The sequence below is a fragment of the Mesorhizobium sp. LNJC394B00 genome (assembly GCF_000502555.1).
Taxonomy (GTDB): Bacteria; Pseudomonadota; Alphaproteobacteria; order Rhizobiales; family Rhizobiaceae; genus Mesorhizobium.
Genome location: NZ_AYWH01000004.1, coordinates 206,671 through 232,735 on the forward strand (window position 1 = coordinate 206,671; position 26,065 = coordinate 232,735).

At 63.0% G+C, this 26,065-nt stretch carries 23 protein-coding genes; 15 read left to right on the top strand and 8 right to left on the bottom strand.

Annotated features, from left to right (window positions below; all coding sequences use genetic code 11):
- Window positions 1-4 precede the first annotated feature (4 nt).
- From X751_RS147080 to X751_RS1000000167990, 3 genes are all read left to right on the top strand, one after another.
- Complete coding sequence (locus X751_RS147080; RefSeq protein ID WP_023745099.1) at window positions 5-1,519, top strand: protein adenylyltransferase SelO; 1,515 nt, start codon at window positions 5-7, stop codon at window positions 1,517-1,519.
- Between the two features lie 654 nt (window positions 1,520-2,173).
- Window positions 2,174-2,359 (top strand): hypothetical protein, encoded by a 186-nt coding sequence (locus tag X751_RS147075; protein WP_023682450.1) that lies wholly within the window; start codon window positions 2,174-2,176, stop codon window positions 2,357-2,359.
- A gap of 2 nt (window positions 2,360-2,361) precedes the next feature.
- Window positions 2,362-2,562 (top strand): hypothetical protein, encoded by a 201-nt coding sequence (locus X751_RS1000000167990; RefSeq protein ID WP_081725396.1) that lies wholly within the window; start codon window positions 2,362-2,364, stop codon window positions 2,560-2,562.
- Between the two features lie 601 nt (window positions 2,563-3,163).
- Here X751_RS1000000167990 and X751_RS1000000167010 read toward each other — a convergent pair.
- Together X751_RS1000000167010 and X751_RS147070 are read right to left on the bottom strand one after the other, a co-directional pair.
- On the bottom strand, window positions 3,164-3,322 hold the full coding sequence (locus X751_RS1000000167010) for a hypothetical protein (RefSeq protein ID WP_023696179.1): 159 nt from the start codon (window positions 3,320-3,322) through the stop codon (window positions 3,164-3,166).
- Between the two features lie 185 nt (window positions 3,323-3,507).
- A complete protein-coding gene (locus tag X751_RS147070) occupies window positions 3,508-3,810 on the bottom strand; it encodes a DUF982 domain-containing protein (RefSeq protein WP_023688551.1) in 303 nt (100 codons plus the stop codon).
- Between the two features lie 189 nt (window positions 3,811-3,999).
- On the opposite strand from X751_RS147070, the gene X751_RS147065 reads away from it, so the two are divergent.
- The 5 genes from X751_RS147065 (at window position 4,000) to X751_RS147045 (ending at window position 11,637) form a co-directional block, all read left to right on the top strand.
- Window positions 4,000-5,061: a glycosyltransferase family 4 protein gene (locus tag X751_RS147065; protein WP_023745100.1), complete on the top strand. Its 1,062-nt coding sequence runs from the start codon at window positions 4,000-4,002 to the stop codon at window positions 5,059-5,061.
- A gap of 43 nt (window positions 5,062-5,104) precedes the next feature.
- Window positions 5,105-7,267, top strand: a complete 2,163-nt coding sequence (locus X751_RS147060; RefSeq protein ID WP_023693460.1) for an amylo-alpha-1,6-glucosidase — start codon at window positions 5,105-5,107, stop codon at window positions 7,265-7,267.
- A 144-nt stretch (window positions 7,268-7,411) separates the two neighbouring features.
- On the top strand, window positions 7,412-9,193 hold the full coding sequence (locus X751_RS147055; protein WP_023745101.1) for a trehalose-6-phosphate synthase: 1,782 nt from the start codon (window positions 7,412-7,414) through the stop codon (window positions 9,191-9,193).
- Window positions 9,190-9,978, top strand: a complete 789-nt coding sequence (gene otsB / locus X751_RS147050; RefSeq protein ID WP_031247124.1) for a trehalose-phosphatase — start codon at window positions 9,190-9,192, stop codon at window positions 9,976-9,978. Before X751_RS147055 ends, otsB begins: the two co-directional genes overlap by 4 nt.
- 201 nt (window positions 9,979-10,179) lie before the next feature.
- On the top strand, window positions 10,180-11,637 hold the full coding sequence (locus X751_RS147045; protein WP_023688556.1) for an NCS1 family nucleobase:cation symporter-1: 1,458 nt from the start codon (window positions 10,180-10,182) through the stop codon (window positions 11,635-11,637).
- Between the two features lie 100 nt (window positions 11,638-11,737).
- On the opposite strand, the gene X751_RS0133565 is transcribed toward X751_RS147045, so the two are convergent.
- The 5 genes from X751_RS0133565 to tpiA form a co-directional block, all read right to left on the bottom strand.
- Entirely contained in the window at window positions 11,738-12,274 is a 537-nt protein-coding gene (locus X751_RS0133565; protein ID WP_023709418.1) for a DUF1697 domain-containing protein, read from the bottom strand.
- 15 nt (window positions 12,275-12,289) lie between these two features.
- Entirely contained in the window at window positions 12,290-13,927 is a 1,638-nt protein-coding gene (locus X751_RS147040) for a CTP synthase (protein ID WP_084558291.1), read from the bottom strand.
- A 154-nt stretch (window positions 13,928-14,081) separates the two neighbouring features.
- A complete protein-coding gene (locus X751_RS147035; protein WP_023688557.1) occupies window positions 14,082-15,200 on the bottom strand; it encodes a L,D-transpeptidase in 1,119 nt (372 codons plus the stop codon).
- Between the two features lie 201 nt (window positions 15,201-15,401).
- Entirely contained in the window at window positions 15,402-15,902 is a 501-nt protein-coding gene (secG, locus tag X751_RS147030) for a preprotein translocase subunit SecG (RefSeq protein WP_023688558.1), read from the bottom strand.
- 196 nt (window positions 15,903-16,098) lie between these two features.
- Entirely contained in the window at window positions 16,099-16,869 is a 771-nt protein-coding gene (gene tpiA, locus X751_RS147025) for a triose-phosphate isomerase (RefSeq protein WP_023671052.1), read from the bottom strand.
- A 147-nt stretch (window positions 16,870-17,016) separates the two neighbouring features.
- On the opposite strand from tpiA, the gene X751_RS147020 reads away from it, so the two are divergent.
- The 5 genes from X751_RS147020 to glp are packed head-to-tail and all read left to right on the top strand — an operon-like array spanning window position 17,017 to window position 22,461.
- Window positions 17,017-18,912 (top strand): peptidyl-prolyl cis-trans isomerase, encoded by a 1,896-nt coding sequence (locus tag X751_RS147020; protein WP_023712345.1) that lies wholly within the window; start codon window positions 17,017-17,019, stop codon window positions 18,910-18,912.
- 31 nt (window positions 18,913-18,943) lie between these two features.
- Window positions 18,944-19,954 carry an anthranilate phosphoribosyltransferase gene (gene trpD / locus X751_RS147015; protein ID WP_023712346.1) on the top strand — a complete coding sequence of 337 codons (1,011 nt, stop codon included), beginning with the start codon at window positions 18,944-18,946 and terminating at the stop codon, window positions 19,952-19,954.
- A 3-nt stretch (window positions 19,955-19,957) separates the two neighbouring features.
- Entirely contained in the window at window positions 19,958-20,770 is an 813-nt protein-coding gene (gene trpC / locus X751_RS147010) for an indole-3-glycerol phosphate synthase TrpC (protein WP_023671049.1), read from the top strand.
- Between the two features lie 2 nt (window positions 20,771-20,772).
- On the top strand, window positions 20,773-21,255 hold the full coding sequence (gene moaC, locus X751_RS147005) for a cyclic pyranopterin monophosphate synthase MoaC (RefSeq protein WP_023671048.1): 483 nt from the start codon (window positions 20,773-20,775) through the stop codon (window positions 21,253-21,255).
- Complete coding sequence (gene glp / locus X751_RS147000) at window positions 21,256-22,461, top strand: gephyrin-like molybdotransferase Glp (RefSeq protein ID WP_023671047.1); 1,206 nt, start codon at window positions 21,256-21,258, stop codon at window positions 22,459-22,461. It begins immediately after the preceding gene.
- Window positions 22,462-22,506: 45 nt separating this feature from the next.
- Here the strand turns inward: glp and X751_RS146995 are convergent, their stop codons facing one another.
- Window positions 22,507-23,337 carry an alpha/beta hydrolase gene (locus X751_RS146995; RefSeq protein WP_023671046.1) on the bottom strand — a complete coding sequence of 277 codons (831 nt, stop codon included), beginning with the start codon at window positions 23,335-23,337 and terminating at the stop codon, window positions 22,507-22,509.
- A gap of 166 nt (window positions 23,338-23,503) precedes the next feature.
- Here X751_RS146995 and X751_RS146990 point away from each other — a divergent pair, with 166 nt between their 5' ends.
- Window positions 23,504-25,129, top strand: a complete 1,626-nt coding sequence (locus X751_RS146990; RefSeq protein WP_023745104.1) for an AMP-binding protein — start codon at window positions 23,504-23,506, stop codon at window positions 25,127-25,129.
- On the top strand, window positions 25,126-25,962 hold the full coding sequence (gene kynA, locus X751_RS146985; RefSeq protein WP_031194025.1) for a tryptophan 2,3-dioxygenase: 837 nt from the start codon (window positions 25,126-25,128) through the stop codon (window positions 25,960-25,962). Before X751_RS146990 ends, kynA begins: the two co-directional genes overlap by 4 nt.
- The last annotated feature ends 103 nt before the right edge of the window (window positions 25,963-26,065 follow it).

The following is a 26,065-nucleotide window of genomic DNA, read 5'->3' on the forward strand; positions in this document are numbered from 1 at the left end:
CGTCATGACGTCACCTGCGACTGCTGAACAACCCCCGGTCATTCAGACGGGGCTTCCCGCCCTGAGCAACAGCTATGCGCAATTGCCGGAGCGCTTCTTCGCGCAAACAGATCCGAAGCCGGTGTCCGAACCGCGGCTGATCCGGTTCAACCGGCACCTCGCGGAGGAACTCGGGCTCGATGCCGACCAGCTTACCAGCCCGGATGGAGTGGCGATGCTTGCCGGCAACAGATTTCCGGAAGGGTTGCAAGCAATCGCCCTGGCCTATGCGGGCCACCAGTTCGGAAACTTCGTGCCTCAGCTTGGCGACGGGCGCGCCCTGCTGCTTGGCGAAGTGGTGGACGTCAACGGCGTTCGCCGTGACATCCAGCTGAAAGGATCGGGACCAACGCGGTTCTCGCGCAACGGCGACGGCCGCGCCGCACTCGGCCCTGTCCTGCGCGAATATGTCGTCAGCGAAGCGATGGGGGCGCTCGGCATTCCGACGACGCGAAGCCTTGCGGCGGTGCTCACCGGCGACCCGGTCTATCGCGAGGTCCGGCTGCCCGGCGCCGTCCTGACACGGGTGGCGGCAAGCCATATCAGGATCGGCACGTTCCAATATTTCGCCGCGCGCCACGACACCGAGGCGCTCAAGATACTGGCCGACTATGCCATTCAGCGTCACTTCCCACAGCTGGCGGGGGAAGCACGGCCGTACCGGGCTTTGCTGGAGGCCGTTGTCGCCGCACAGGCGGACCTGGTGGCGCGCTGGATGCTGGTCGGCTTCATCCATGGCGTCATGAACACCGACAACATGTCGATCTCGGGCGAGACGATCGACTATGGCCCATGCGCCTTCATGGACGCTTACGACCCCAGCGCGGTGTTCAGTTCGATAGACCGCGCCGGTCGCTATGCCTATGCCAACCAGCCTCGTGTCGCCACATGGAACCTTGCGCGCTTTGCCGAGACCCTGCTGCCGCTCATGAGCACGGACGAGAATGAAGCAGTGTCTGAAGCGGAAGAGGTGCTGAGGTCGTTCCAGGCCTCCTATGAGGCTGTGTTGCAGCGCGGCTTCCGCAGAAAACTCGGACTGCTGACCGAAGCGGAAGGCGACTTGCAGCTCGCTGCCGACTTTCTGGATGTGCTGGCTCGCGGCGAAGCGGATTTTACGCTCGGCTTCCGGCGCCTGGGCGATGACCTCGACGCTGCGGACGGCCAAGGCACGGCGCGGCAGTTGTTTAAGGATCCAGGCTCATTCGATGCCTGGTCGGCGCGGTGGCGCCAGCGCATTGCAAGCGAAGCAGCCGACACGGCCACGCGCCGGGCAGCCATGCAATCCGTCAATCCCAAATTCATCCCCCGCAATCATCGCATCGAGGCGATGATCCAGGCGGCGTTGGGCGGCGACTTCACACCGTTCGAGGAGATTCTGGCGGTCGTCAGCCGTCCCTTCGATGAGCAGCCGGGAATGGAACGCTTTGCTGAGCCGCCACGCCCGGATGAGCGCGTCCTGCAGACATTCTGCGGTACATGAGACATTCGTGATGGTCGCTTAACATGTGCAAATGCGGAAGACCCATTTGCAAGCTATCGTCACGGGCACTCTCGTAGGGGCTGAGCTATGACGATCATAGAATTGGCATTCGAATTGCTGGCACGGAAGCTCGTAGACCGTACCGGAATATCAGACGAAGATGCTCGAGACCTTGTCGCAGCCATGGGAGCTGACTGGTCATCGCTCGTGCGAGCAGCGAGGGCGATCAAAGAGACTTAGGTCTTTTGACGTCGTTTTAGCTGCCACCAGCTGCGGGCAGATCGGACCAGAGGCTGCTGCCGCGATCCAGGCGCGACACCGCGCTCGTCACCGATCATGTCAGCAACGTGGTCAAGCACTGTATTTCGGTCGCTCCAATCGACCGGATACAACACGCTGCTCTCCTGAAAGCCACTGTGGCCCGCTACGCAAGTCGCCGGAAGCTCGCAATAAACTAGCTTAGGATTTATATTGCAGGCCCGCACCACTGGCGGGCGACGCGGCCCGCCCAGAGATTGCCTGTCCTCGACCAGCAACGCGGGCCGCTGTTGGGAGTCACCGTCGGCACCGAAAAGCACAGGTGCTGATGAAGCAGACGGAACTTCCCCCCACGATCACGGTTTGGAGTCACGAGACCAACCCAAGGAGATGCAGATGTCGAGCAAAATGCCGCCCGTGCCGCCTGAGAACCAGAGCCAGAAGGGTCGAGGAGAAGGGCGACAGATTAGCCACGATGATGCCCAGCACGGCACTCACGGAGCGCCGGATCCGGAGCGCCAAGGGCAGCAAGCCAACACCAAGGTCAACACCACTCATCAGGGCCGTCAGCAGGATCGGTGATCATGTCCACATCGAAGAAACACCCGAACACGATCCGGCAGGGCGGGCCAGGCGCATCGCACGAGAACGCCAGAAAACCCCTGCAGGTCAACAAACCCCCGGCGGATGAAGACCGTCGATCCAAAAGCCGAGTTTCAGGGGGTGGTGGTGAAAAGGACAGTCATCATTCGCACAATCCAGCCAAGAAGGGTAGCAACAGTTGAACCCACGGCTTTGTGAATGATTGTGCTAAAGCGCGCCGCGTGTGCATGTCGTTGTCTCACAACCGAGCCATTTTTTGAGTGACATGCATTAGCCGGACCAGGGTAAGGATCGGCGAGTCCAGACGCCCGGAAAAACCGGAGGCCGTGGGCCCGCACCACTGGCGGAGCGATGCGGGCCCGGCCAAGGGTTACGGCCCTCGACCAGCAGCGAGGGGCTCGCTGCCGCATCCAGAACAAGCCCCGTAATTTCAGGTTCCGCTAATATACAAAAAAGCCGGCCACCTTTCGGCAGCCGGCCAGTTCCAACAGAACAAGGGAACGTGCACTGATGGGGCAGTGCAACGCCCGAAGTGTTTCAAGGCGACGATGTTCCACCGGAAATCCACAGATTCGCCGTTTCGATCTACATTGGCCGGATTGAAATATCTTTGACGATCTCTCCCAAGTTCTCGCGGAGCCCGGTCCGACGTGTGGCGCCCTGTCTGCGCCTTGGCTCTCTATGCGGCCAGCAAGCTCATCTTTGAAGAATGCCCGCCGCGGCTGCCGCGCGCGTCAAACACCGGCGTGCAATTGGTCGAGCGCGCGGCAGACCGGGGACGCGTCAAGTCGAGCGTCGGTCGACGTAGGTGTAGACGCCGGCCCCAATGGCGACCGCGCCGACCGTGATCACGATCGATGGCGCGCCCATCAAACTGGCAAAGACCGCCCAGATGAGGGCGATGACGATAGCGCCGAGTGTTCCCAGGATCAGTTTCGGCATTGTCTACCCCTCCGCGTTCGGACCGCCCGTCGATGGTCGTCACCCACCGGTCATGCGAAACGCCGCATGAAAGCACAGTGTGGCCCATGAGGTGAAGGGCCGCGCCGGAATACTCCGGTGCGAAAAAGATGATGCCCGCGCCGCCAAAGCCCGGGTGTTCAATAGCCAAATGGCTGGACCGGCGCCTAGCGCCTCAGCGCGTGGACTTCCGCCATGCTTTCGCCGCCCATCGGCAGGGCCATGTCATCATCGAGCAGCCGGGTGATGCGGGCAAAGCCCGTAAACGCCTTCCTGGCTGCTTCGGCCGACATTCTGCCCGACAGGGCCGCGGAGCAGCAATTCACGGCGCACTGATACACAGGCCCACGCCGTCCCAATGGCCATTTCTGCAAAAAGACCATCGCTTCGGCAACGCTATCGACTTCCTCGACGGGGTGTCCCTGCCCGCGCGCAATGCGCACGGGCGTAAAGAAATGCAAGCGGTCCATTTTGTTCTCTCCCTGGTCGGCCGCAGCGCGAACCAACCCTACTAAATTCGCGGATGGCGCGTTTGTTCCGCTTATTGCAAAAAAATCTGAGCTGGTGGGCTTGGGTTGCCGACGCCCGCTTTTGTCCGGAACGTTAGGCCGGCTGATGCATTTCGCTCTCGTGATTGCCTTGAGGGACACGTTCAAACCATGCGCATAGCCCATGTCGCCCCTTTGCACGAATCGGTGCCACCCCTTCTCTATGGCGGCACCGAGCGCATCGTTTCCTATCTGACCGAAGGGCTGGTCGAACTCGGCCATGAGGTGACGCTGTTCGCCAGCGGCGACAGCCGGACGTCGGCCAGACTGATACCAGGTCGCGAACGCGCGCTACGCCTCGATCCGCGCCCGCTGAAATCGGACACGGCGGCGCATCTTGCGATGCTTGCCGATGTGAGGAACCGAGCCCACGACTTTGATATCATTCATTTTCATCTCAGCCATTTCCTGCATTTCTCGTTCTTCGAGACCATGCCGGACAAGACGGTGACGACGCCTCATGGCCGGCTCGATTATGTCGATCTGGCGCCAGCCTATGAGCGTTTTCCGCGCTTTCCGCTGATCTCGATCTCGCATAGCCAGAAGACCGGGCTTGCGAATGCCAATTGGCTGGCCACCATCCATCACGGGCTGCCGACGGGTCTCTATCAGCCGACCTTCGAGACGGCGGCGGGCGAACCATACATTGCCTTTCTCGGCCGGCTTTCGCGCGACAAGCGGCCGGACCGGGCCATCGACATCGCCTTGCGCTCGGGCATGAAGCTCAAGCTGGCGGCCAAGATCGGCGACGATGATCGCGCCTATTTCCATGAGACGATCGAGCCGTTGATCGATGGCGACCGCATCGACTATGTCGGCGAGATCGCCGAGAGTGAGAAGACTGAATTCCTCGGCAATGCCGCTGGTCTGCTGTTTCCGATAGACTGGCCCGAGCCGTTCGGCCTTGCCGCGATCGAGGCGATGGCGTGCGGTACGCCAACCATCGGCTGGAACTGCGGTGCGTTGCCGGAAGTCATCGACCATGGCGTTACCGGATTTGTCGTCGATTCTCTCGATGGCGCGGTCGCCGCGGTGCCGGCCTTGCTGCAACTCGACCGGCGAAAGGTGCGCGCCGTCTTCGAAAGTCGGTTCTCCGCCAACAGGATGGCGCGCGACTATCTCACTGCCTATGCGCGTCTCATCGGCGCCCCGGCTGAATCGAAAGCGTCGTGAACGACGGCGGACGTTCCGAGCCCGAAACAGAGATTTGTGACTGATGACCGAACTTGACGAGCGCAAGCTCGACCCTGCCGTGGCCCTTGCCTCCCTGGACGAAACCGCGCCGCGCGAGCCGCACCGGCTGTTTGCCCTGAAGCAAGGCGACTGTTTTGCCGTGGCCGATGCCTACGGCGATATCAGGGGTGCGGGCGACGGTTTCTTCCGTGACGACACCCGGGTGCTGTCGGAGTTCAGGCTCACCGTCGGCGGCCGGCAGACATCGCTGCTCGGCGCCTCGCTCAGCCAGGACAATGTGCTGTTCACCAGCAATATGACCAATTTGCCGATGCAAAGCGTCGGTGGCCGCGACATCCCCCAGGGCGCCATCCATATCGAGCGCGTCAGGCTGTTGTGGCAGGACCGGCTGTTCGAGCGCATCACCCTTTCCAACTACAGCCAGGAGCATTCGGCAATCCGCGTCTCGCTGCATTTTGCCGCCGATTTCCGCGACATGTTCGAGGTGCGCGGTTCGACCCGGCCGAAGCGCGGAATGGCGCATGCAGCGGAGATCGAGCCTGCCTCGGTGCTGCTGCGCTATGACGGACTGGACGGGCTGGCGCGGGTGTCTGCGATCACGTTCTCGCAGCCGCCGGACCAGCTGAGCGCCGAGCGCGCGGATTTCCTCATCGCAGTGACCAAGCGCAGCAGCAAGATGCTTTACGTCGAGGTCGGCGCGGAACTGACCGAAACGCCCGACCGCGACCGCTTCCGGGCGGCCGCGGCGCGCGCCCGTTTCGGCATGCGGGCCAAGCGCCGCCATGGAGCGACGGTGCACAGTTCGGGCCGCGTCTTCAACGATTGGGTCGAACGCGCTCGCGCCGATGTCGCCTTGCTGACCACCGAGCTGTCGACCGGCCCTTACCCCTATGCCGGCATCCCCTGGTTTTCGACGGCCTTCGGCCGTGACGGCGTCATCTCGGCGCTGCAGATGCTATGGCTCAACCCCGGCCTGGCGCGCGGCGTGCTTGCCTTCCTCGCCCAGCACCAGGCGACCGAGACATCGCCTTTCAGCGACTCGCAGCCCGGCAAGATCATGCACGAGACGCGCAAGGGCGAGATGGTGGCGCTGCAGGAGCTACCCTTCGGCCGCTACTATGGCGGCGTCGATACCACGCCGCTCTACATCCACCTCGCTTGCGCCTATGCCGAGCGCACCGGCGACATGGACTTCATCGCCAGCCTGTGGCCATCTCTCTGCGCCGCCGCCAAGTGGACGGAAGAGGCGAGCCGCGCAACCGGCTTCGTCACCTATCAGCGCGCCGCCGAATCCGGCCTTGCGAACCAAGGCTGGAAGGACAGCTTCGACTCCGTCTTCCACGCCGACGGGCGCATTCCCAAGGGGCCGATCGCGCTGGTCGAAGTGCAGGGTTATGTCTTCGCAGCCTTCAGGGGCCTTGCCGCTCTCGCCCGCCGCCGGGGCGAGTTCGCGCAGGCCGAGCACTGGGAAAATCGCGCCGAAGAGATGCGGATCGCCGTCGAGCGTGATTTCTGGCTGGACGATCTCGGCTTCTATGCGCTGGCGATCGACGGCGCCGGAGAGCCGTGCAAGGTGCGCACGTCGAATGCCGGACACCTGCTCTATGTCGGCCTGCCCGAACCGGCGCGGGCTAAGATGGTCGCCGACCAGTTGCTTTCGGCTTCCTTCCACTCCGGCTGGGGGGTGCGAACGCTTTCCGACGATGCTGTGCTGTTCAACCCGATGTCGTACCACAATGGTTCCATCTGGCCGCATGACACGGCGATGTGCGGCGCTGGCCTGGCGCGGTTCGGCGAGCGTGACAGCGTGGTGCGGCTGATGAGCGGCACGTTCGAATCCGCCGTGCATTTCAACATGCGGCTGCCGGAACTGTTCTGCGGCTTCACCCGCTCGCCGGGTGAAGCACCGATCGCCTACCCCGTCGCCTGCCTGCCGCAAGCCTGGTCGGCAGGCTCGGCCTTCATGCTGATGCAGGCGTGCCTCGGTCTGGAAATCGACGGCTGGAACGGCGAAATCCACGTCACTCGACCCCGTTTGCCGATCGGCATCGATACGCTGACGCTCAGGCATCTGGGTGTCGGCGAAAAGAGGGTCGATCTTACCTTCCAGCGTGTCGGCGACCGCGTCGTCGCCTTTCTCGCCGACCGCCATGAAGGGCTGGTTCCGCTGATCGTGCGGACATGATCTGAACGGCCTTCAACGGGAACCGAACCCAGGGTTTGTGCGTTGCGAAAAACACAGGTTCTCACGGGCGATCGTCGGCTGCGAACACTCAAATCGAACCATGAAGAAAAAGGCCCTGACGGCCAAAATTGAGTTGGAATTGGAATGACTGATTATGGCATGGCCCTGCTCTGGGTCTTGATCCTTGCAAGCCTTGGCCTTTCGATTCTAGCCGTTATGTTATCGATCTCCAGGCAACGTCGTAGCCATAGCTTGACGGTTGCACCGACTGCCGGCGAGGACGTCGCATCGGAAGCGACGCGCAAGGTCTTGCGGGAGTTCGAGAAGAACGGACAATCTCCCGACGCGGCGCTGGTGAACTGGTCGCCCGACACCTTGCGCAAGATACTTGCCGACGACCTGCCGGACGCGCAGGTCATCGTCGTCTCGAACCGAGAACCCTATATCCACAACATCAAGGACAACGGCGTCGAGCTTCTGGTGCCGGCCAGCGGCCTGGTGTCGGCGCTTGAGCCTATCACCCGCGCCTGCAGCGGCACCTGGATCGCCTATGGCGGCGGAACTGCGGATCGTCTGACGGTCGACAGCAACGATCGGGTTCAGGTGCCGCCGGACAATCCGTCCTATACGCTGCGCCGCGTGTGGCTGAGCGACGACGAATATCAGGGCTATTATCTCGGCTTTGCCAATGAAGGGCTTTGGCCGCTCTGCCATATCGCCTTCACACGGCCGGTCTTCCGTGCCTCGGACTGGGAGGCCTATGAGGCCGTCAACCGCAAATTCGCCGATATGGTGGTTGCCGAGGCGCGCAATGAGCGGCCGATCGTGCTGGTTCAGGATTACCATTTCGCGCTCCTGCCGCGCATGATCCGCGAGCGCCTGCCGGAGGCGATCATCATCACCTTCTGGCACATCCCGTGGCCGAACTCCGAAGTGTTCAGCATCTGCCCATGGCGCGAACGCGTTCTTGATGGACTGCTCGGGAGCTCGATCATCGGCTTTCACACCCAGTTTCATGCCAATAATTTCACTGAAAGCGTAGACAGGTTCCTGGAAAGCCGGATCGAGCGCGCCGACGCCGCGATCTCGTATGGCGGGCGGACGACACTGGTGCACGCCTATCCCATCTCCATCGAATGGCCGGCCGAACTCCTGGCCAAACTGCCACCGGTCGAGGAAAGCCGCGCCCGCCTGCGTGAGCGGTTCGGCCTGTCGGCGGACGTCAAGCTGTGCGTCGGCGTCGAGCGCCTGGACTACACCAAGGGCATCCTCGACCGCTTCCATGCGCTGGACGAATTGTTTACGCGCCACCCCGAGTGGATCGGCAAGGTAGTGTTCCTGCAGATTGCTGCCCCAAGCCGCGGCACGCTGCCGGCGTACCAGCAATTGCACGATGAATGCCTGCGTTATGCCAACGAGCTCAACCAGCGCTACGGTCATGACGGCTACAAGCCCGTGGTCATGGTGGCTGAGCACCATTCGCAGCAACAGGTCTATGAGATCTATCGCGCCGCCGACATCTGCATGGTCACCAGCCTGCATGACGGCATGAACCTCGTAGCCAAGGAATTCGTCGCCGCGCGTGACGACGAACAGGGCGTGCTGTTGCTCAGCACGTTTGCCGGCGCGTCGCGCGAACTGCTGGAAGCACTGATCGTCAATCCTTACGACGCGGCGATGATGAGCCAGGTGCTGCTGCAGGCGCTGACCATGTCACCGGACGAACAACGCGAGCGCATGCGCCCGATGCGCGAAATAGTGCGCGACAACAATGTCTTTCGCTGGGCCGGCAGCATGCTGCTCGATGCGGCGCGCCTGCGCAAACGCGGCGACCTCGAAAGAGCGACAAGTGTCGCCGAGCGGCCCGCAAACACCGGCAGCAACATCGTCTCACTGTTCGACCGCATGCGGAAGGTGGCGTCATGAATAGCCTGTCGAAAGCACCGGGCCTGCCAACCGCACCCGACCTGCCGGAAGGACAATGGGCGCTTTTCCTCGATATCGACGGCACGTTGCTGGAGCACGCGGCGCACCCCGACGCCGTGTCCGTAAGCGACGAACTGCGCAACCTCCTCGGCGTCGTCGATGAACGGCTGGACGGCGCTGTCGCCTTTATCACCGGCCGCTCGGTCGAAGGCGCCGACCGCCTGTTTCATCCGTTGAAGCTGCGTGTTGCCGGTCTCTATGGGCTGGAACACCGGCTGACGCCGGACGGCCCGGTCGTTGCCGCCGATGCTCCCGCCGATATCGCTGCCCTTGCCGACGCCATCGAGGCCGAACTGGATGACGGCCTTGTTCATATCGAGCGCAAGGGTCCGATCCTCGCCATCCATACGCGTGCGGCGCCGCATCTGCTGGCCAGGGCAACGCATCTTGCCGAACAGGCATTGACCGAGCTTCCCAAGGGCTATCGGGTTATCCCGGGCAACGCCGGCGTCGAACTCATGCCGCTCGAAGCGGCCAAGGGCGCTGCCGTGCGGCGTTTCATGGCAATCCCGCCCTTTGCCGGACGGCGGCCGGTCTTTCTCGGCGACGACACCGCCGACGAAAACGGTTTCGAGGCGATCAACGAGGCCGGCGGCATCTCGATCCGGGTCAAGCCGCGTGGGCCGACCGTGGCCCAATACAGGCTCGATGATGTCACCTGCGCGATAGCTTGGCTTGCCGCCAATTTCGATGCATCACCGGCTCTCAACCGCAAAGCGTCCTGATCGCTGCCGCCTGCGGATCGAATCAAGATACGCCGCGTTTGCGCCGACCTTCGCCAAAAGCCGATCGATAAGCGCTGTTCTCATTGAATATCTTTAAGGCCAAAGCCGGCAAATGGATTGCTTGCCGGTTCCCCTGCGTCAGGCATAACCTGCGCAGTCGACGCGTGAGGGCGCGTGCGGCATCAAGGGGAGGACATCGCAGTGACCATACAAGGCGCATCACCTGATCTATACAATGAGGATCTGGCTCCGGCCAAAGTCCGAAACTGGGGGCCGTTCTCGATCTTCAACGTCTGGACGTCGGACGTCCACAGCCTCTGGGGCTATTATCTCGCCGCAAGCCTGTTCCTGTTTTGCGGCGGCTTCGTCAATTTCATCATCGCCATCGGCATCGGTTCGCTGATCATCTACGCGCTGATGAACATGGTCGGCTATGCCGGCGTGAAGACCGGCGTGCCCTACCCCGTGCTGGCGCGCGCCTCCTTCGGCATCTGGGGCGCCAACATTCCGGCCCTGGTGCGCGCCATCGTCGCCTGCTTCTGGTACGGCGCGCAGACGGCGGCGGCATCGGGCGCGATCGTGGCGTTGCTGATCCGCTCGCAATGGTTCGCCGATTTCAACGCCAACACGCATTTCCTCGGCCACACGGGTCTGGAAGTGATCTGTTTTGTGGTCATCTGGGCACTGCAATTGCTGATCATCCAGAACGGCATGGAAACGGTGCGCCGCTTCCAGGATTGGGCCGGACCGGCGGTGTGGGTGATGATGTTGATCCTGGCGATCTATCTCTGTGTAAAATCCGGGAGATTTGCCTTCACCAGCGACATCCCGATGGATGTGCTGCTCGACAAGACAAAGGATGCCGGCGTACCCGGAACCCCTGGCTCCTGGACGTCGCTGTTTGCGGTGGCGGCGATCTGGGTCACCTATTTCTCAGCGCTCTATCTCAATTTCTGCGATTTCGCCCGCTATGCCCCAGACAAGGCATCGCTGCGCAAGGGCAACATCTGGGGCCTGCCGATCAATCTCATCCTGTTCTCGCTGGTCGCCGGCGTGACCACCATCGCTGCCTTCGACGTGTATGGCGAAGTGCTTCTGCATCCCGACCAGATCTCGGCGAAATTCGACAGCTGGTTCCTGGCAGCGCTTGCAGCCCTGACTTTTGCCGTGGCGACGCTCGGCATCAATGTGGTGGCAAACTTCGTCTCGCCGGCCTTCGACTTCTCCAATGTCTTTCCCCGGCAGATCGACTTCAAGAAGGGCGGCTATATCGCGGCTGTTATCGCGCTGGTGCTCTATCCCTTCGCGCCGTGGGAAGGCAGTGCCGCATCTTTCGTCAACGTCATCGGCGCGACGATGGGGCCGATCTTCGGGGTGATGATGGTCGACTACTATCTGATCCGGAAGGGCGAGGTCGACGTCGAGGCACTGTACCGCGAAGATGGCGAGTTCCGCTTCCAGGGCGGCTGGCACGTCAACGCCTTCATAGCCGCCGGCATCGGCGCCATCTTCTCCTCGGTCCTGCCGAACTTCACCAATTTGCTGCCGGCATGGTGGGGCGTTTATGGCTGGTTTTTCGGCGTCGGCATTGCAGGGGTCATCTACTACGTCCTTCGCACCGCCGCCCTTGGCGCAGGGGCCAGGACGGCGAAGGCGTGAAATTGAGGGATAGGGAGTAGTCAGTACAGTAGTCAGTAGTCAGTAGTCAGTAGGGAATAATACCCCTACTCCCTACTCCCTACTCCCTACTCCCTACTCCCTACTCCACCATCTCAGCCAACCTCCGCACCGTGTTCCAGTTGCGTGCGGTGCCGATGCCCATGCGCTTGTGGTTCATGGCAGCGAGCAGCCGCGAGCTTGGCCGCTGGCGCGAAAAGACGACCCAGATGTCGCCGTCGACCGAAGCCACCCTCTCGTCCTCGGCGGCATAGGCCTGGAGCGCGGCCACACCATCCGCTGGCGCTGGCTCGCGCATCACCCGCACGGCCACCTGATCGCCTGCCTCGGCAGAGTCGGCCGGGAATGGGTTGCCGGCGGCAAGTTTCAGCCAATCCTCGGCAGTGCGCACGATGATGACGACATTGCGGCCGAAGGTTTTTTCGAAGGCCGTTTCCAACTGCTGTTCCAGCTTGGCGATACCAGTCGCCCGTGTCTCGAAGACCAGATTGCCGGTCGCCACCAGGGTGCGCGGGTTCTTCAGCCCAAGCTGTTCAGCCATCGCCTTGAGGTCGGCCATGACGACCCGGCGGCCTTCGCCGAGGATAATGCTGTAGAGCAGCGCAACATAGGTTTGCATGGCAACGCGGCCTGCTTATACCAGCCGCGACTGGTCCACCGCGGCCGAGATGAAGCTGGCGAACAGGGGATGCGGCTCCAGCGGCCGGCTCTTCAGCTCCGGGTGATACTGGACGCCGATAAACCAGGGATGGTCGGGATATTCGACGGTTTCCGGCAGCACACCGTCGGGCGACATGCCGGCAAACACCAGGCCGCAATCTTCTAGCCGCTCCTTGTAGTCGATATTGACCTCGTAGCGGTGGCGATGGCGCTCGGAAATCTGGGTGTCGCCATAGATGTCGGCGATCTTCGAACCCTTGGCGAGTTCAGCCTGATAGGCGCCAAGCCGCATGGTGCCGCCGAGATCGCCCGTTTCGCGGCGCTTCTCCAGCATGGTGCCTTTCAGCCATTCGGTCATCAGGCCGACGACCGGCTCGTCGGTCGGACCGAATTCGGTCGACGAGGCGTGTTCGACGCCGGCCAGCGAGCGCGCTGCCTCGATGCAGGCCATCTGCATGCCGAAGCAGATGCCGAAATACGGCACCTTGCGCTCGCGGGCGAATTTCGCCGCCAGGATCTTGCCTTCCGAGCCGCGCTCGCCGAAGCCGCCGGGCACCAGGATGCCATGCACCTTTTCCAGCCACGGCGTCGGGTCTTCCTTCTCGAAAATCTCGCTCTCGATCCAGTCGAGCTTGACCTTGACGCGGTTGGCCATGCCGCCATGCGACAAAGCCTCGATCAGCGATTTGTAGGCATCCTTGAGGCCGGTGTATTTGCCGACAATGGCGATCGTTACCTCGCCTTCCGGATTGTGGATGCGGTTGGACACGGCCTGCCAGGGCTCCATGCGCGGCTTCGGCGCCGGATCGATACCGAAGGCGGCCAGCACTTCCGAATCGAGCCCTTCCTTGTGGTAAGCCATCGGCACGTCATAGATGTGGGGCACGTCGAGCGCCTGGATGACGGCGCTCTCGCGCACATTGCAGAACAGCGACAGTTTTCTGCGCTCTTCCTTGGGGATGGCGCGGTCGGCGCGGACCAGCAGGATATCGGGCGCGATGCCGATGCCGCGCAGTTCCTTGACCGAATGCTGGGTCGGCTTGGTCTTCAACTCGCCGGCCGTGGGGATGTAAGGCATCAAGGTCAGGTGGACATAGACGGCGTTGTTGCGCGGCAGATCGTTGCCGAGCTGGCGGATAGCCTCGAGAAACGGCATCGCCTCGATATCGCCAACCGTACCGCCGATCTCGCACAGCACGAAATCATAGTCGTCATTGCCGTCGAGCACGAAATTCTTGATCTCATCGGTGACATGCGGAATGACCTGCACGGTGGCGCCGAGATAGTCGCCGCGCCGTTCGCGCTCGATGATGTTCTTGTAGATGCGGCCGGTGGTGATGTTGTCTTGCTGGTTGGCCGAGCGGCCGGTGAAGCGCTCGTAATGGCCAAGATCGAGATCGGTCTCGGCGCCGTCATCGGTGACGAAAACCTCGCCATGCTGGTAAGGCGACATCGTTCCGGGATCGACATTGAGATAGGGATCGAGCTTTTTGATGCGTGCGCGATAGCCTCGCGCCTGCAAGAGAGCCCCAAGGGCCGCTGCAGCGATGCCTTTTCCAAGTGAGGAAACCACGCCGCCTGTGATGAATACATATCGCGCCATGGGAGTCATCGCTTAACGCGGCCGAATTGATTCCGCCAGAGAAAAAACCGCCGCTGAGGCTTTTTCCAGAGAAGGCGCGATAGTCCCGCGGTTCGAGACTGGTGTTTTGGTCAAAACAAAAGGGCCGGCAAAAGCCGGCCCTTTCGGCAGGTTTGTGAAAGCGTCAGATGATGACGACCTTGGTGCCGACCCTGACGCGGCTGTAGAGGTCCATGACGTGCTCGTTGATCATGCGGAAGCAGCCATTGGAAGCGCTGGTTCCGATCGACTGCGGCGCGATGGTGCCGTGGATGCGCAGATGCGTGTCCTTCTTGCCGTCGTAGAGATAGATGGCGCGGGCGCCGAGCGGGTTCTGGCCGCCGCCGGGCATGCCGTCCTTGTACTGGCCGTAATGCTTGGGTTCGCGCTTCTGCATGTCGAGCGTCGGGATCCAGCGCGGCCATTCCTGCTTGTCGCCAACGGCAACCTTGCCCTTGAACTGCAGGCCTTCGCGGCCGACCGCGATCGCATAGCGGCGGGCGGTGAAAGCCGATTCGACGAGGTAGAGGCGGCGCGCGCTGGTATCGATGACGATCGTACCCGGCTCATAGCCGCTGAATTCGACGTCCTGCGGCACGAATTCCGGCTTCACCTTGAACTGCTTCTTGGCTTGCCGCTTGGCGAGAGCCTGGTCGAGCGCGCGCGTTTCGGGGAGATAGGCAATCGACGAGGCAGAGGACGTGCCGCCGAACAGGCCGGCGAACAGTCCGCCACTCGTCGGCTTCTGGCCCGGGGCCTCGCTGCGCAATTCGCCATTGTTGCCGGTCAGCGCGATATTCATCGCTTCGGCCGGAAGCGGTTCGGCCGATTCGATCGGCTCGACCGGCGCGATCGGGTCAACCGGAGCGATGATCTTGGTGATCTTCTTGCCTGGCTTGGCGTCAGCGATCACCACCGGCTTGCCCTTGCTGGCCAGGAACGCCTGGCGCTGGGCGTCGGCCCTGGCTTTCGCCGCATCGCGCATCGCCACCTTGCGGGCCTCGAGCGCCTTGACGCGGGCGAGATCCCTGTCGGCGGCGATCTTGTCTTCGAGCTTGCTGATCTGAGCCAGATCATCCGGGCTCGGGTTTTTCTTCTTCTTGAGAAGCTTCAGCTGCGTCGCATCGCTCTTGGCGGCGACGTTGATGACAGCGGTTTTGCCAACCGCCTGCGGTGAGGTCATTGCCGGAGTGCCGGCGAAGGCCGCGGAGCTCATGCCGAATACGGCACAAAACCCCATGAAAATGAAGCTGCGAAGCTGCATGGCGAAGATCCGATCGTTCAATGCTTGTTGCCCACGGCGTCGCCCGGCGCCCCCCAAGGGCGCAGAAAGTGCCGCCGGCAATCTATAATCGAAGTGGCGTACGGGCCTCAAGCACGGGGTGCCGTCGAATCTTCGTGATCGTGTGCCATTTGCCGCGACTGTGTTGAAACAACAACAGATCGCGGCATCTGACCGTACCGACTACTGGTTCGGAACCTGCGGCGTGACCGGCAAGGTAACGCCATTGGTAGCCGGCGGCGCAGCCGAATCGGTTGCAGGTGGCGTCGCCGGAGATGGAGCCGTCGCCGGGGCTGTGGTGGCGGGAGCCGTCGCGGGCGGCGTCGTGGCGGCGCCGTTGGCCGCGGGCGCGGCCGGTGCGGTGTTGCCCGAAGGCGGCGTCGGCGCCGTCGTGCCGGGCAACTGATTGAGCACGCCGTTGCCGCTGTCGGCCGGCACGCGGTCGAGAATGTCGATCGGTTTTTCGCCATAGCGGGCAACGATCGAGAGTGTCAGCGACGTCACGAAGAAGGCCGCGGCCAGGATCGCCGTCGCCCGCGTCAGCGCATTGGCGGCGCCACGCGCGGTCATGAAACCGGAACCGCCGCCAATGCCGAGACCACCGCCTTCGGAGCGTTGCAGCAGCACCACGCCGACAAGGGCGAGCACGACCATGAGGTGGATGACGATCAGTACGGTTTCCATATTTTATCCTGGCAAGCCCTGCCGCTCCCTGGCGATCAGGGCCGGTGATTTGGAGGCGGCTCCATACAATGCTTTAACGGCATTTCCAAGCCCGTGGCCGGAATATGGGAAGCAATGCGCCCTTTGCAACGATTTCCGCCGAACTGCTGCGTTCATAAGTCGATGACGGAACTGGTCGGCAACGAAATTCCGGGGCCTACGCGATATTCTGGTATGCCTCGGCGATGGCGAGAAAGTCGGACGCCTTCAAGCTGGCGCCGCCAACCAGCGCGCCGTCGACGTTTTTGACGCCCAGCAGTTCGACCGCGTTGGACGCCTTGACCGAGCCGCCATAGAGGATGCGCATCTTGCCGGCCACGGCTGCGCCGAGCGCTTCCGCCAGTTTTTGGCGGATATGCGCGTGCGCCTCCGCCACGTCTTCGGCGGTCGGCGTCAGGCCGGTGCCGATAGCCCATACCGGCTCGTAGGCGATAACGGTGTTGGCGGGCGTTGCGCTCGGTGGCACCGAGCCGGCGACCTGCCGCGATAATACGTCGAGTGCTGTGCCCGCTTCGCGCTCGGCCTTGGTCTCGCCGATGCAGATGATGGCGACGAGCCCTGCCCGCCACGCCGCCGAGGCCTTGGCGAGGACGATGGCATCGTCCTCGCTGCGCTGTTCGCGGCACTCGGAATGGCCGACAATGACGTGGCTGGCGCCCGCATCCTTCAGCATCTCGGCTGAGACGCAGCCGGTGAAGGCGCCGCTTTCCTTGATGTGGCAGTCCTCGCCACCGGCCCGCACCGGCGTGCGCGACAGGATTTCGACGGCGCGCGACAGCAAGGTCGCCGGCACGCAGACCAATGCTTCGGTCTCTGCGTCGAGCCCGCTCATGAAGCCGTTGCCGATCATCCTGAGCTCGTTCAGCGAAGCGCTGGTGCCGTTCATTTTCCAGTTGCCGGCAACGAGCGGTCGAATTCCTGGCGTCATGGGGATCTGGTTCTCCGGGCGACATTGGGGTCTCGCCCTCCCTATCAAAATCAGGCCACAAAGCAATCGACAGTGAGCCGGAAGGGCGCTATTGCGCTTGTTTCAGACTCGGGCGCACGCAAAACTGCGCAAAAATCGGAAGTAACAATGCTTGGTATATTGAGAAGCGCGGCAGGGACCTGGGTCGCGAAAGCCCTGCTGTCGCTGCTGGTGTTGAGTTTCCTTGCCTGGGGCGTCACCACGCGGATGACGGGCGGCTTCCTGGCTGGCCATCATGCGGTGATCACCGCCGGCAGCACCACCGTGTCGATCACCGAGTACCGCCTCGCCTATGATCGCCAGATCGCCATGCTGCAGCAGCAGATCGGCCAGCGCATCAGCCGCGACCAGGCCAAGGCCTATGGCATCGACAACCAGGTGCTGGCTCAGTTGGTGTCCGGCGCCGTCCTTGACGAACAGGCGCGCAAGCTCGGGCTTGGCTTCTCCAAGGACAGGTTGGCCGAACTGACGCGGCAGGAACCCGCCTTCCAGGGCCCGAATGGCCAGTTCGACCGCCGGCTGTTCGAATCCCGGCTGCGCGAACTGGGAATGCGGCCGGAGGATTATCTGAAGAACCGGGCTCAGGTGGCGGTGCGCCAGCAGATCGTCGAAGCGGTTTCGGACGGCCTCAAGGCTCCGGACACCTTCTTCAAGGCAGTTGCGCTCTATCGGGGCGAAGACCGCACCATCGACTATCTGATCTTGCCAAAGGCGTTGGTCGAACCGATCGAGGCCCCCTCCGACAGCGTGCTTCAGGCTTATTTCGAGTCCAACAAGAAAACCTACGCGGCGCCAGAATACCGCAAATTCTCCTATGTCCGGCTCGAGCCCGAAGACATCATGGATGTCAGCGCCGTGACCGACCAGCAGGTCAGCGACGACTACAACAAGAACAAGGGCCGCTACACCACGCCGGAAATGCGCACCATCGAACAGCTGGTGTTTCCTTCCGCGGACGCCGCCAAGGCGGCATCCGATTCGCTGAAGACGGGCGCCACTTTCGACAAGATCGTCACCGCGCAGGGCAAGACCCCGGCCGACACGCTGCTCGGCACGCTCTCCAAGGACAAGATCACCGACAAGGCGGTCGCCGATGCCGCATTCGCGCTAGCCGTCAACGAAGTCAGCCCGGTCGTCCAGGGCGCGTTCGGTCCGGTGCTTTTGCGCGTCACCGAGATCAAACCGGAAACGGTGAAGCCGCTGGCGGAAGTGTCAGACCAGATCCGCAAGGATCTGGCGCTTGGCGAAGCAAGCCGCATCCTGCTCGACGTGCACGACAATTACGAAGACACCCGCGCCGCCGGCAGCACGCTGGCCGAAGCCGCCGCCAAACTGAAGCTCAAGGACGTCACCGTCGAGGCCATCGACCGCACCGGCCTCAGGCCGGACGGGACCATCATCAAGGACCTGCCGGCATCGCCGGACCTCATCAAGGCGGTGTTCGAGGCCGAGCCCAACACCGAGAATCAAGCCCTGACCACGCCTAACAACGGCTTCGTGTTCTATGAACTGACATCGATCACGCCGGCTCGCGACCGCACGCTGGACGAAGTCCGCCAGCGCGTGGTGGCGGACTGGACGACAGAGGAAACGACCAAGCGGCTGACCGCGAAAGCAGACGAACTCGACAAGCGCCTCAAGGCTGGCACCACACTCGACGTCATCGCCGGCGAACTGAAGCTTGAAAAGCAGACCAAGCGCGGCGTGAAGCGCGAGGCCGACGATGTCGATTTCGGCAAGGAGGGTGCTGCTGCGATGTTCGGCGTCGGCGAAGGCGGCACCGGGCTGATCCCCTCGCCCACCGGCGACGGCCAGATCCTGTTCAAGGTCGCCGAAGTGTTCGAGCCGGCCGGAGCCGACGCCAGCTCGGTACCCGACGATGCGCAAAAATCCTTCACGCAAGGCATGTCCGACGATCTGCTCGACCAGCTGGTGGCGCAGTTGCAGACGCAGTACGCCGTCAGCGTCGACCAGGCCGCCGTTGCCCAAGCCCTCGCCCAATGAATGGCCTTAGCCCAATGAACGTCTTGGCCCAATGAGCGCCCTGAAGACCCATATCGCCAAGGTCGCCACGGGAACCGGGCTTACCTTCGAGGAAGCGCGCGAAGCTTTCGACATCATCATGTCTGGCGACGCGACGCCGGGCCAGATCGGCGGCTTCCTGATGGCGTTGCGCGTGCGCGGGGAGACCGTGAGCGAGATTTCCGGCGCCGTCGCCACCATGCGTGCCAAGATGCTGCGCGTCGAAGCTCCTGAGGGCGCCATCGACATTGTCGGCACGGGCGGCGACAATTCGCATTCAGTCAACATCTCGACCGCTTCGGCCTTCGTCATTGCCGGCTGCGGCGTGCCGGTCGCCAAGCACGGCAATCGCGGCCTGTCGTCGCTGACGGGCGCCGCCGATGTGCTGGTCGCGCTCGGCGTCAAGATCGATATCCCGCCAGAGGTGATCGGCCGCTGCATCCAGGAGGCCGGCGTCGGCTTCATGTTCGCGCCGGCGCACCACCCGGCGATGAAGCATGTCGGCCCGACCCGCGTCGAGCTCGGCACGCGCACCATCTTCAACCTGCTCGGACCGCTGTCCAATCCGGCCGGCGTCAGCAGGCAGATGGTCGGCGTGTTCCTGCCGGAATGGATCGTGCCGGTGGCCGAGACATTGAAGGCGTTGGGCACCGAGCATGCCTGGGTGGTCCATGGGGATGGCTATGACGAAATCACCACCACCGGCGAAACGCAGGTGGCGGAATTGGCCGGCGGCGAGATCCGCCATTTCACGCTCACCCCGGAAGCCGTCGGCCTGCAGCGCCACACCAAGGACGAGTTGCGCGGCGGCGACGCCGCCTACAATGCCACGGCGTTGCGCGACATGCTGAGAGGTGCTGCCGGGGCCTATCGCGATACGGTGCTGATGAACGCCGGCGCCGGCATGGTGGTGGCCGGCAAGGCGACGACGCTTGCCGACGGCATGGCCGCGGCCACACAGGCCATTGACAGCGGCCGGGCGCTGGGCGTGCTCGACAGGCTGGTCGAGATTTCGAACGGATGAGCCGTGGCTGACATTCTGCGCAAGATCGAGGCCTACAAGCGGGACGAGATCGCGGCGGCGAAGGCGCGTATACCGTTGGCCGAGATCAAGGCGCGAGCCAAGGATGCCGACGCACCGCGTGGCTTTCTGAGGGCGCTTGAGGCGAAGCGCAGATCGGGCAGCTTCGGCCTGATCGCCGAGATCAAAAAGGCAAGCCCATCCAAAGGCTTGATCCGCGCCGATTTCGACCCGCCCGCACTGGCGCAGGCCTATGAGAAAGGCGGTGCCGCCTGTCTTTCGGTGCTGACCGATGCGCCATCCTTCCAGGGCGCGCCGGAATTTCTCATCAGTGCACGGAAGGCAGTGTCCCTGCCCGCGCTGCGCAAGGATTTCCTGTTCGACCCTTATCAAGTCTACGAGGCTCGCGCATGGGGCGCCGATGCCATCCTGATCATCATGGCCAGCGTCGATGATGCCTTGGCGAGCGAATTGGAAGCGACCGCGTTCGAACTCGGCATGGACGCGCTGATCGAGGTGCATGACGAGGCCGAGACGCAGCGCGCGGTAAAACTCTCGTCGCAGCTGATCGGCATCAACAACCGCAATCTCAGAACATTCGAGACCAGCCTCGAGACCTCGGAACGGCTGGCATCGATGGTGCCGGGCGGCCGATTGCTGGTCAGCGAGAGCGGAATTTTCACCCACGACGATTGCTTCAGGATGCAAAAGACCGGCATCAGCACCTTCCTCGTCGGCGAGAGCCTGATGCGGCAAGAGGATGTCGCTGCGGCAACGCGGCTGCTTTTGACAGGCAAGGCGAAAGCAGAGGCCATCTGAGGATGGCAGCCGCCCTCACCCATCTCGGCGCCAAGGGCGAGGCCAACATGGTCGATGTCGGCGAGAAGGCGGAGACGACGCGCACGGCGGTCGCCGAGGGCTTTGTCTCGATGCGGGCCGAAACCCTGAAGATGATCCTCGACGGCGACGCCAAGAAGGGCGATGTGCTGGGTACCGCGCGCATTGCCGGCATCATGGCGGCCAAGAAGACGCATGAGCTGATTCCGCTCTGCCATCCGCTGCTTTTGACCAAGGTGTCGGTCGACATCGAACCGGACACCACGCTGCCCGGCCTTAGGGTCACCGCGCTCGCCCGCGTCACCGGCAAGACCGGGGTCGAGATGGAGGCGCTGACCGCGGCATCTGTCGCGTGCCTGACCATTTACGACATGGCCAAGGCGGTCGACCGCGCCATGGTGATTTCCGGTATACAGCTGGTGGAAAAGACCGGCGGCAAGTCCGGCGACTACAAGGCGGGTTCGTAAATGGCGCTGGTTCCGGTCGCCGAGGCGCTTCAACGCCTACTCGACGGCGCTGTGGCGTTGCCCGGTGAAAGGGTCGCGCTGGCGGATGCGGCCGGCCGGGTGCTGGCGGAGCCGGTCGTGGCGCTGCGTACCCAGCCGCCTTTCAATGCATCTGCCATGGACGGCTATGCCGCACGGGCGCAGGATGTGGCGTCGGCCCCGGCGCGGCTTTCGGTGATCGGAATGGCGCCCGCAGGGCGAGGCTTTGACGGCACAGTGGGTAAATCCGAGGCCGTGCGCGTCTTCACCGGCGCGCCGCTGCCTGAAGGCGCAGACACGATCGTCATCCAGGAAAATGTTCGCGATCTCGGCGGTGGCCGGATCGAGGTCACCGAACCGACGGCGAAGAACCGCAACATCCGCCGCCTTGGACTGGATTTTGCCCAAGGCGACGTGCTGCTGGAGAAAGGCCGCGTGCTCGATCCGGCTGCATTGTCGCTGGCGGCGTCGGCCAATCATCCCCGGTTGAACGTGGTGCAACGGCCGCTGGTCGCCATCATCGCCACCGGCGACGAATTGCTGCCACCGGGCAGCGAACCTGGCCCCGCCCAGATCATCTCGTCCAACGCCTATGGCGTCGCTGCTGTGGCGCAGTCGGTCGGCGCTCGCGCGCTCGATCTCGGTATAGCGGCCGATCGCAAGGAAGCGATCGCGGCGCTGGTGAAAAAGGCGGTCGATGCGAAAGCCGACGTCATCGTCACGCTCGGCGGCGCCTCGGTCGGCGACCATGATCTCGTTCATGACGTGCTGACCGGCGAAGGCATGAACCTCGACTTCTGGAAGCTCGCCATGCGCCCGGGCAAGCCGCTGATGTTCGGGCGGCTGGGCGATATCAGGTGCATCGGCCTGCCCGGCAATCCGGTGGCGAGCCTGGTCTGCTCGCAATTGTTCCTGAAGCCGCTATTGGCGCAGCTCGGCGGCCGTCCCCACCGGCAGGACATCCGCCAGGCTCAGCTTGGCGCCGCGATGCCGGCCAATGATCTAAGGCAAGACTATGTGCGCGCCGTGGTCCGGGAAGAAGCCGGCGCATTGGTGGCGACACCATTCGGCATCCAGGATTCCTCGATGCTGAGAATGCTGGCCGACGCCAACGGCCTGATCGTGCGCGAGCCCTTCGCTCCGGCGGCAGAAGCAGGCGCTGCTTGCAGCGTTCTGATGTTGCGCTGAAGGTCGCGGATCCAAGCCGTTAATTCCAAGAGATAAGACTGGTTGTTACTCCGCCAGCAATGTCCGCGTCAGCGGATGTGTCGGATCGGCAAGCCCGTCGACGATGCTGAAATGATGCCGGTCCGGCTCGACCACTGTGCTGGTCGTGGCGCCGAGGCCGATCCAGATGTTGGCAAGCAGCGCATTCTGGCGCAGGAACTCCGCCCGCTCGCCGCCGCCGGCCCAGCAGGTGATGCGCGCGCCCTGCATGGGGCGCAGCAGAACCGGGCTTTCGGCCAGTGCTTCCGCTTCATCGATGGCCAGTGTCGCGTTCATCCCAGTCCGCATGATTGGCCGCAGGTCATGGACGCCGGAGATCGAGACGACATTGCGCACGCGGCCCGCCACATCGGCGGCCAGGGGTGTCGTTGTCGTCACCATCCTGGAGGCGAGATGGCCGCCGGCGGAATGCCCGGTCAGGATCACCGGCCCGCCGACCATCGTCGCCGCCTTGCCGATCGCCGCCGCGATTTCCCTAACGATGCCGGAAATGCGTATGTCGGGACAAAGCGTGTAAGTCGGCATTGCCACGGCAAAGCCATTGGCAACCGCGCCGTTGGCCAGATGCGACCATGGCTTGTTGTCGAACGCCTTCCAGTAACCGCCATGGATGAAGACGACGAGCCCTTTGGGCATGACATCGGGAAGGAACAGATCGAGCCTGTTGCGCGGGCTGTCGCCATAGGCGATGTCGAGCTTGGCCCGACCGGACGCCGACATTGTGTCGCGAAAAGCCTGTGCCGGTGTGTCCCACGCGGCCGGCCAGCGATTGCTGCCGGCAATGTTGTCGCCGTTGGCGTAGGCATTGTCCCAATCGGCAACACGATGTTGGAGCATCTGCATCCCTCCCGGATGGCTTCAGTTCAGTCGACAGGAATGGCCGCCGAACAGGGCGGCGTCAATGCTGCGACCTAAAAACATTTTAGGCTTGAAACAAATTTCGACTGGTGCGATCCTGCGCCTTGTTCAGCCATGGGCGCGAGGCAGACAGGGGCAGCCGAAAATGCTTGGGCCATCAGTGCATATCGACACATTCACGCGCGACAACCTGCCGCCGCCGGAGCAATGGCCGGAGTTTTTGCTCGACGGCTTCGACTATCCCGACCACATAAATGCCGGCGTCGAATTGACCGACAGGCTGGTCGAAAAAGGGTTCGGCGACCACACCGCGCTGATCGGCAATGGCCGCCGCCGCACCTACAAGGAACTGTCCGACTGGACCAACAGGCTCGCCCATGCCCTGGTCGAGAATTATGGCGTCAAGCCGGGCAACCGGGTGCTGATCCGCTCGGCCAACAACCCGGCCATGGTCGCCTGTTGGCTGGCCGCCACCAAGGTTGGCGCGGTGGTCGTCAACACCATGCCGATGCTGCGCGCCGGCGAACTCGCCAAGATCGTCGACAAGGCGGAAATCACGGTTGCGCTTTGCGATACAAGGCTGATGGACGAGATGACCGCCTGCGCCAAGGGCAGTGCGTATCTCAAGCAGGTCATTGGCTTCGACGGCACGGCCAACCATGACGCGGAACTCGACCGCGCCGCCCTCGACAAGCCGGTCACCTTCACTGCCGTCAACACCGGCCGCGACGATGTCGCCCTGCTCGGCTTCACCTCCGGCACCACCGGCGTGCCGAAGGCGACGATGCATTTCCACCGCGACCTGCTGATCGTCGCCGACGCCTATGCCCGCGAAATCCTGGAGGTGACGCCCGACGACATCTTCGTCGGCTCCCCGCCCCTTGCCTTTACCTTCGGTCTTGGCGGGCTCGCCATCTTCCCGCTGCGTTTCGGCGCCGCGGCGACGCTGCTGGAACAGGCGACGCCACCCAACATGATCCACATCATCGAGACCTACAAAGCGACCATTTCCTTCACCGCTCCAACCGCCTATCGGGCCATGCTCAAGGCCATGGATCAAGGCGCTGACCTGTCCTCGCTGCGCGTCGCGGTTTCGGCGGGCGAGACGCTGCCGGCGCCTGTCTTCGAGGAATGGACTGAGAAGACCGGCAAGCCGATCCTCGATGGGATCGGCGCCACCGAGATGCTGCATATCTTCATCTCCAACCGCTTCGACGACATGAAGCCGGCCTCCACCGGCAAACCCGTCGGCGGCTATCAGGCACGCATCGTCGATGACGAGATGCGGGAGCTGCCGCGCGGCTCTACTGGCCGGCTGGCGGTGCGCGGCCCGACCGGCTGCCGCTACATGGCCGATGCCAGGCAAAAGGACTATGTCCGCGATGGCTGGAATCTCACCGGCGATACGTTCACGCAGGACGAGGATGGCTTCTTCCACTTCGCCGCGCGTTCCGACGACATGATCGTCAGCGCCGGCTACAACATCGCCGGCCCCGAGGTCGAAGCGGCGCTGCTCTCGCATCCCGACGTCGCCGAATGCGCGGTGACCGGCGCCGAGGACGGTGAACGCGGCCAGATCGTCGAGGCGCATATCGTGCTTGTGCAAGGTGTTTCGCCGGACGCATTGACCGTCAAACGCCTGCAGGACCACGTCAAGGCAACGATCGCGCCCTACAAATATCCGCGTTCGGTGAAGTTCATCGACGCCTTGCCCAAAACCCAGACCGGCAAGATCCAGCGCTTCCGGTTGCGCGCGGAGAAGAGCAATTGAGCCAGCCGCACGATCCGGCGTCCGATGGCGCGCAGATGTCTTTCAAGGAGCGGATGTCCTACAGCGACTATCTGCAGCTGGACAAGGTGCTCGATGCGCAGGCGCCGCTGTCTTCTGCCCATGACGAGATGCTGTTCATCATCCAGCATCAGACATCCGAATTGTGGATGAAACTGGCCCTCCACGAGATCGGCGCCGCGATCCGCTCGATCCGCGCCGACCGCCTCGAACCGAGCTTCAAGATGCTGTCGCGTGTCGCGCGCATCTTCGAGCAGCTCAACAATGCCTGGGACGTGCTGCGCACGATGACGCCCAGCGAATACACCGAGTTTCGCGACGCGCTCGGCCAATCCTCGGGCTTCCAGTCCTGGCAGTACCGCGCCATCGAGTTCATGGCCGGCAACCGCAACCTAGCCATGCTCGGGCCGCACAAGCACCGGCGCGATCTTACGGACAGGCTGGAAGCGATCCTGGCCACGCCGTCGCTGTACGACGAGGCGCTTCTGCTTTTGGCGCGCAATGGCTTCGACATCGGCGCCGATGCCGGGCGCACGGACTGGCGCGAGACGCGCGGTGAGAACGAAGACGTGCTGGCTGCCTGGCAAACCGTCTACCGCGACCCGCAGCGCTACTGGATGCTCTACGAACTGGCCGAGAAGCTGGTCGACTTCGAGGATTACTTCCGCCGCTGGCGCTTCAACCACGTCACAACGGTCGAGCGCATCATCGGCTTGAAGCGCGGCACCGGCGGCACCTCAGGCGCCTCCTATCTGAAGAAGATGCTGGAGGTCGTGCTGTTTCCGGAGCTCTGGACGGTCCGCACCCGGCTCTAGAGCATTTCACCGTTTAACGGAAACGGCGAAATGCTCTAGCTCTTTGATTGACGCAATGTCGGACGGAAAACCGCTTCACACTTTTCCTGAAATTGCTCTAGTT

Bases quoted from the DNA above. Each gene is read 5' to 3' on its own strand.
- X751_RS147080 (WP_023745099.1), top strand. From the start codon at position 5: ATGACGTCACCTGCGACTGCTGAACAACCCCCGGTCATTCAGACGGGG.
- X751_RS147075 (WP_023682450.1), top strand. From the start codon at position 2,174: ATGTCGAGCAAAATGCCGCCCGTGCCGCCTGAGAACCAGAGCCAGAAG.
- X751_RS1000000167990 (WP_081725396.1), top strand. From the start codon at position 2,362: ATGTCCACATCGAAGAAACACCCGAACACGATCCGGCAGGGCGGGCCA.
- X751_RS1000000167010 (WP_023696179.1), bottom strand. From the start codon at position 3,322: ATGCCGAAACTGATCCTGGGAACACTCGGCGCTATCGTCATCGCCCTC.
- X751_RS147070 (WP_023688551.1), bottom strand. From the start codon at position 3,810: ATGGACCGCTTGCATTTCTTTACGCCCGTGCGCATTGCGCGCGGGCAG.
- X751_RS147065 (WP_023745100.1), top strand. From the start codon at position 4,000: ATGCGCATAGCCCATGTCGCCCCTTTGCACGAATCGGTGCCACCCCTT.
- X751_RS147060 (WP_023693460.1), top strand. From the start codon at position 5,105: ATGACCGAACTTGACGAGCGCAAGCTCGACCCTGCCGTGGCCCTTGCC.
- X751_RS147055 (WP_023745101.1), top strand. From the start codon at position 7,412: ATGACTGATTATGGCATGGCCCTGCTCTGGGTCTTGATCCTTGCAAGC.
- otsB (WP_031247124.1), top strand. From the start codon at position 9,190: ATGAATAGCCTGTCGAAAGCACCGGGCCTGCCAACCGCACCCGACCTG.
- X751_RS0133565 (WP_023709418.1), bottom strand. From the start codon at position 12,274: ATGCAAACCTATGTTGCGCTGCTCTACAGCATTATCCTCGGCGAAGGC.
- X751_RS147040 (WP_084558291.1), bottom strand. From the start codon at position 13,927: ATGACTCCCATGGCGCGATATGTATTCATCACAGGCGGCGTGGTTTCC.
- X751_RS147035 (WP_023688557.1), bottom strand. From the start codon at position 15,200: ATGCAGCTTCGCAGCTTCATTTTCATGGGGTTTTGTGCCGTATTCGGC.
- secG (WP_023688558.1), bottom strand. From the start codon at position 15,902: ATGGAAACCGTACTGATCGTCATCCACCTCATGGTCGTGCTCGCCCTT.
- tpiA (WP_023671052.1), bottom strand. From the start codon at position 16,869: ATGACGCCAGGAATTCGACCGCTCGTTGCCGGCAACTGGAAAATGAAC.
- X751_RS147020 (WP_023712345.1), top strand. From the start codon at position 17,017: ATGCTTGGTATATTGAGAAGCGCGGCAGGGACCTGGGTCGCGAAAGCC.
- trpD (WP_023712346.1), top strand. From the start codon at position 18,944: ATGAGCGCCCTGAAGACCCATATCGCCAAGGTCGCCACGGGAACCGGG.
- moaC (WP_023671048.1), top strand. From the start codon at position 20,773: ATGGCAGCCGCCCTCACCCATCTCGGCGCCAAGGGCGAGGCCAACATG.
- glp (WP_023671047.1), top strand. From the start codon at position 21,256: ATGGCGCTGGTTCCGGTCGCCGAGGCGCTTCAACGCCTACTCGACGGC.
- X751_RS146995 (WP_023671046.1), bottom strand. From the start codon at position 23,337: ATGCTCCAACATCGTGTTGCCGATTGGGACAATGCCTACGCCAACGGC.
- X751_RS146990 (WP_023745104.1), top strand. From the start codon at position 23,504: ATGCTTGGGCCATCAGTGCATATCGACACATTCACGCGCGACAACCTG.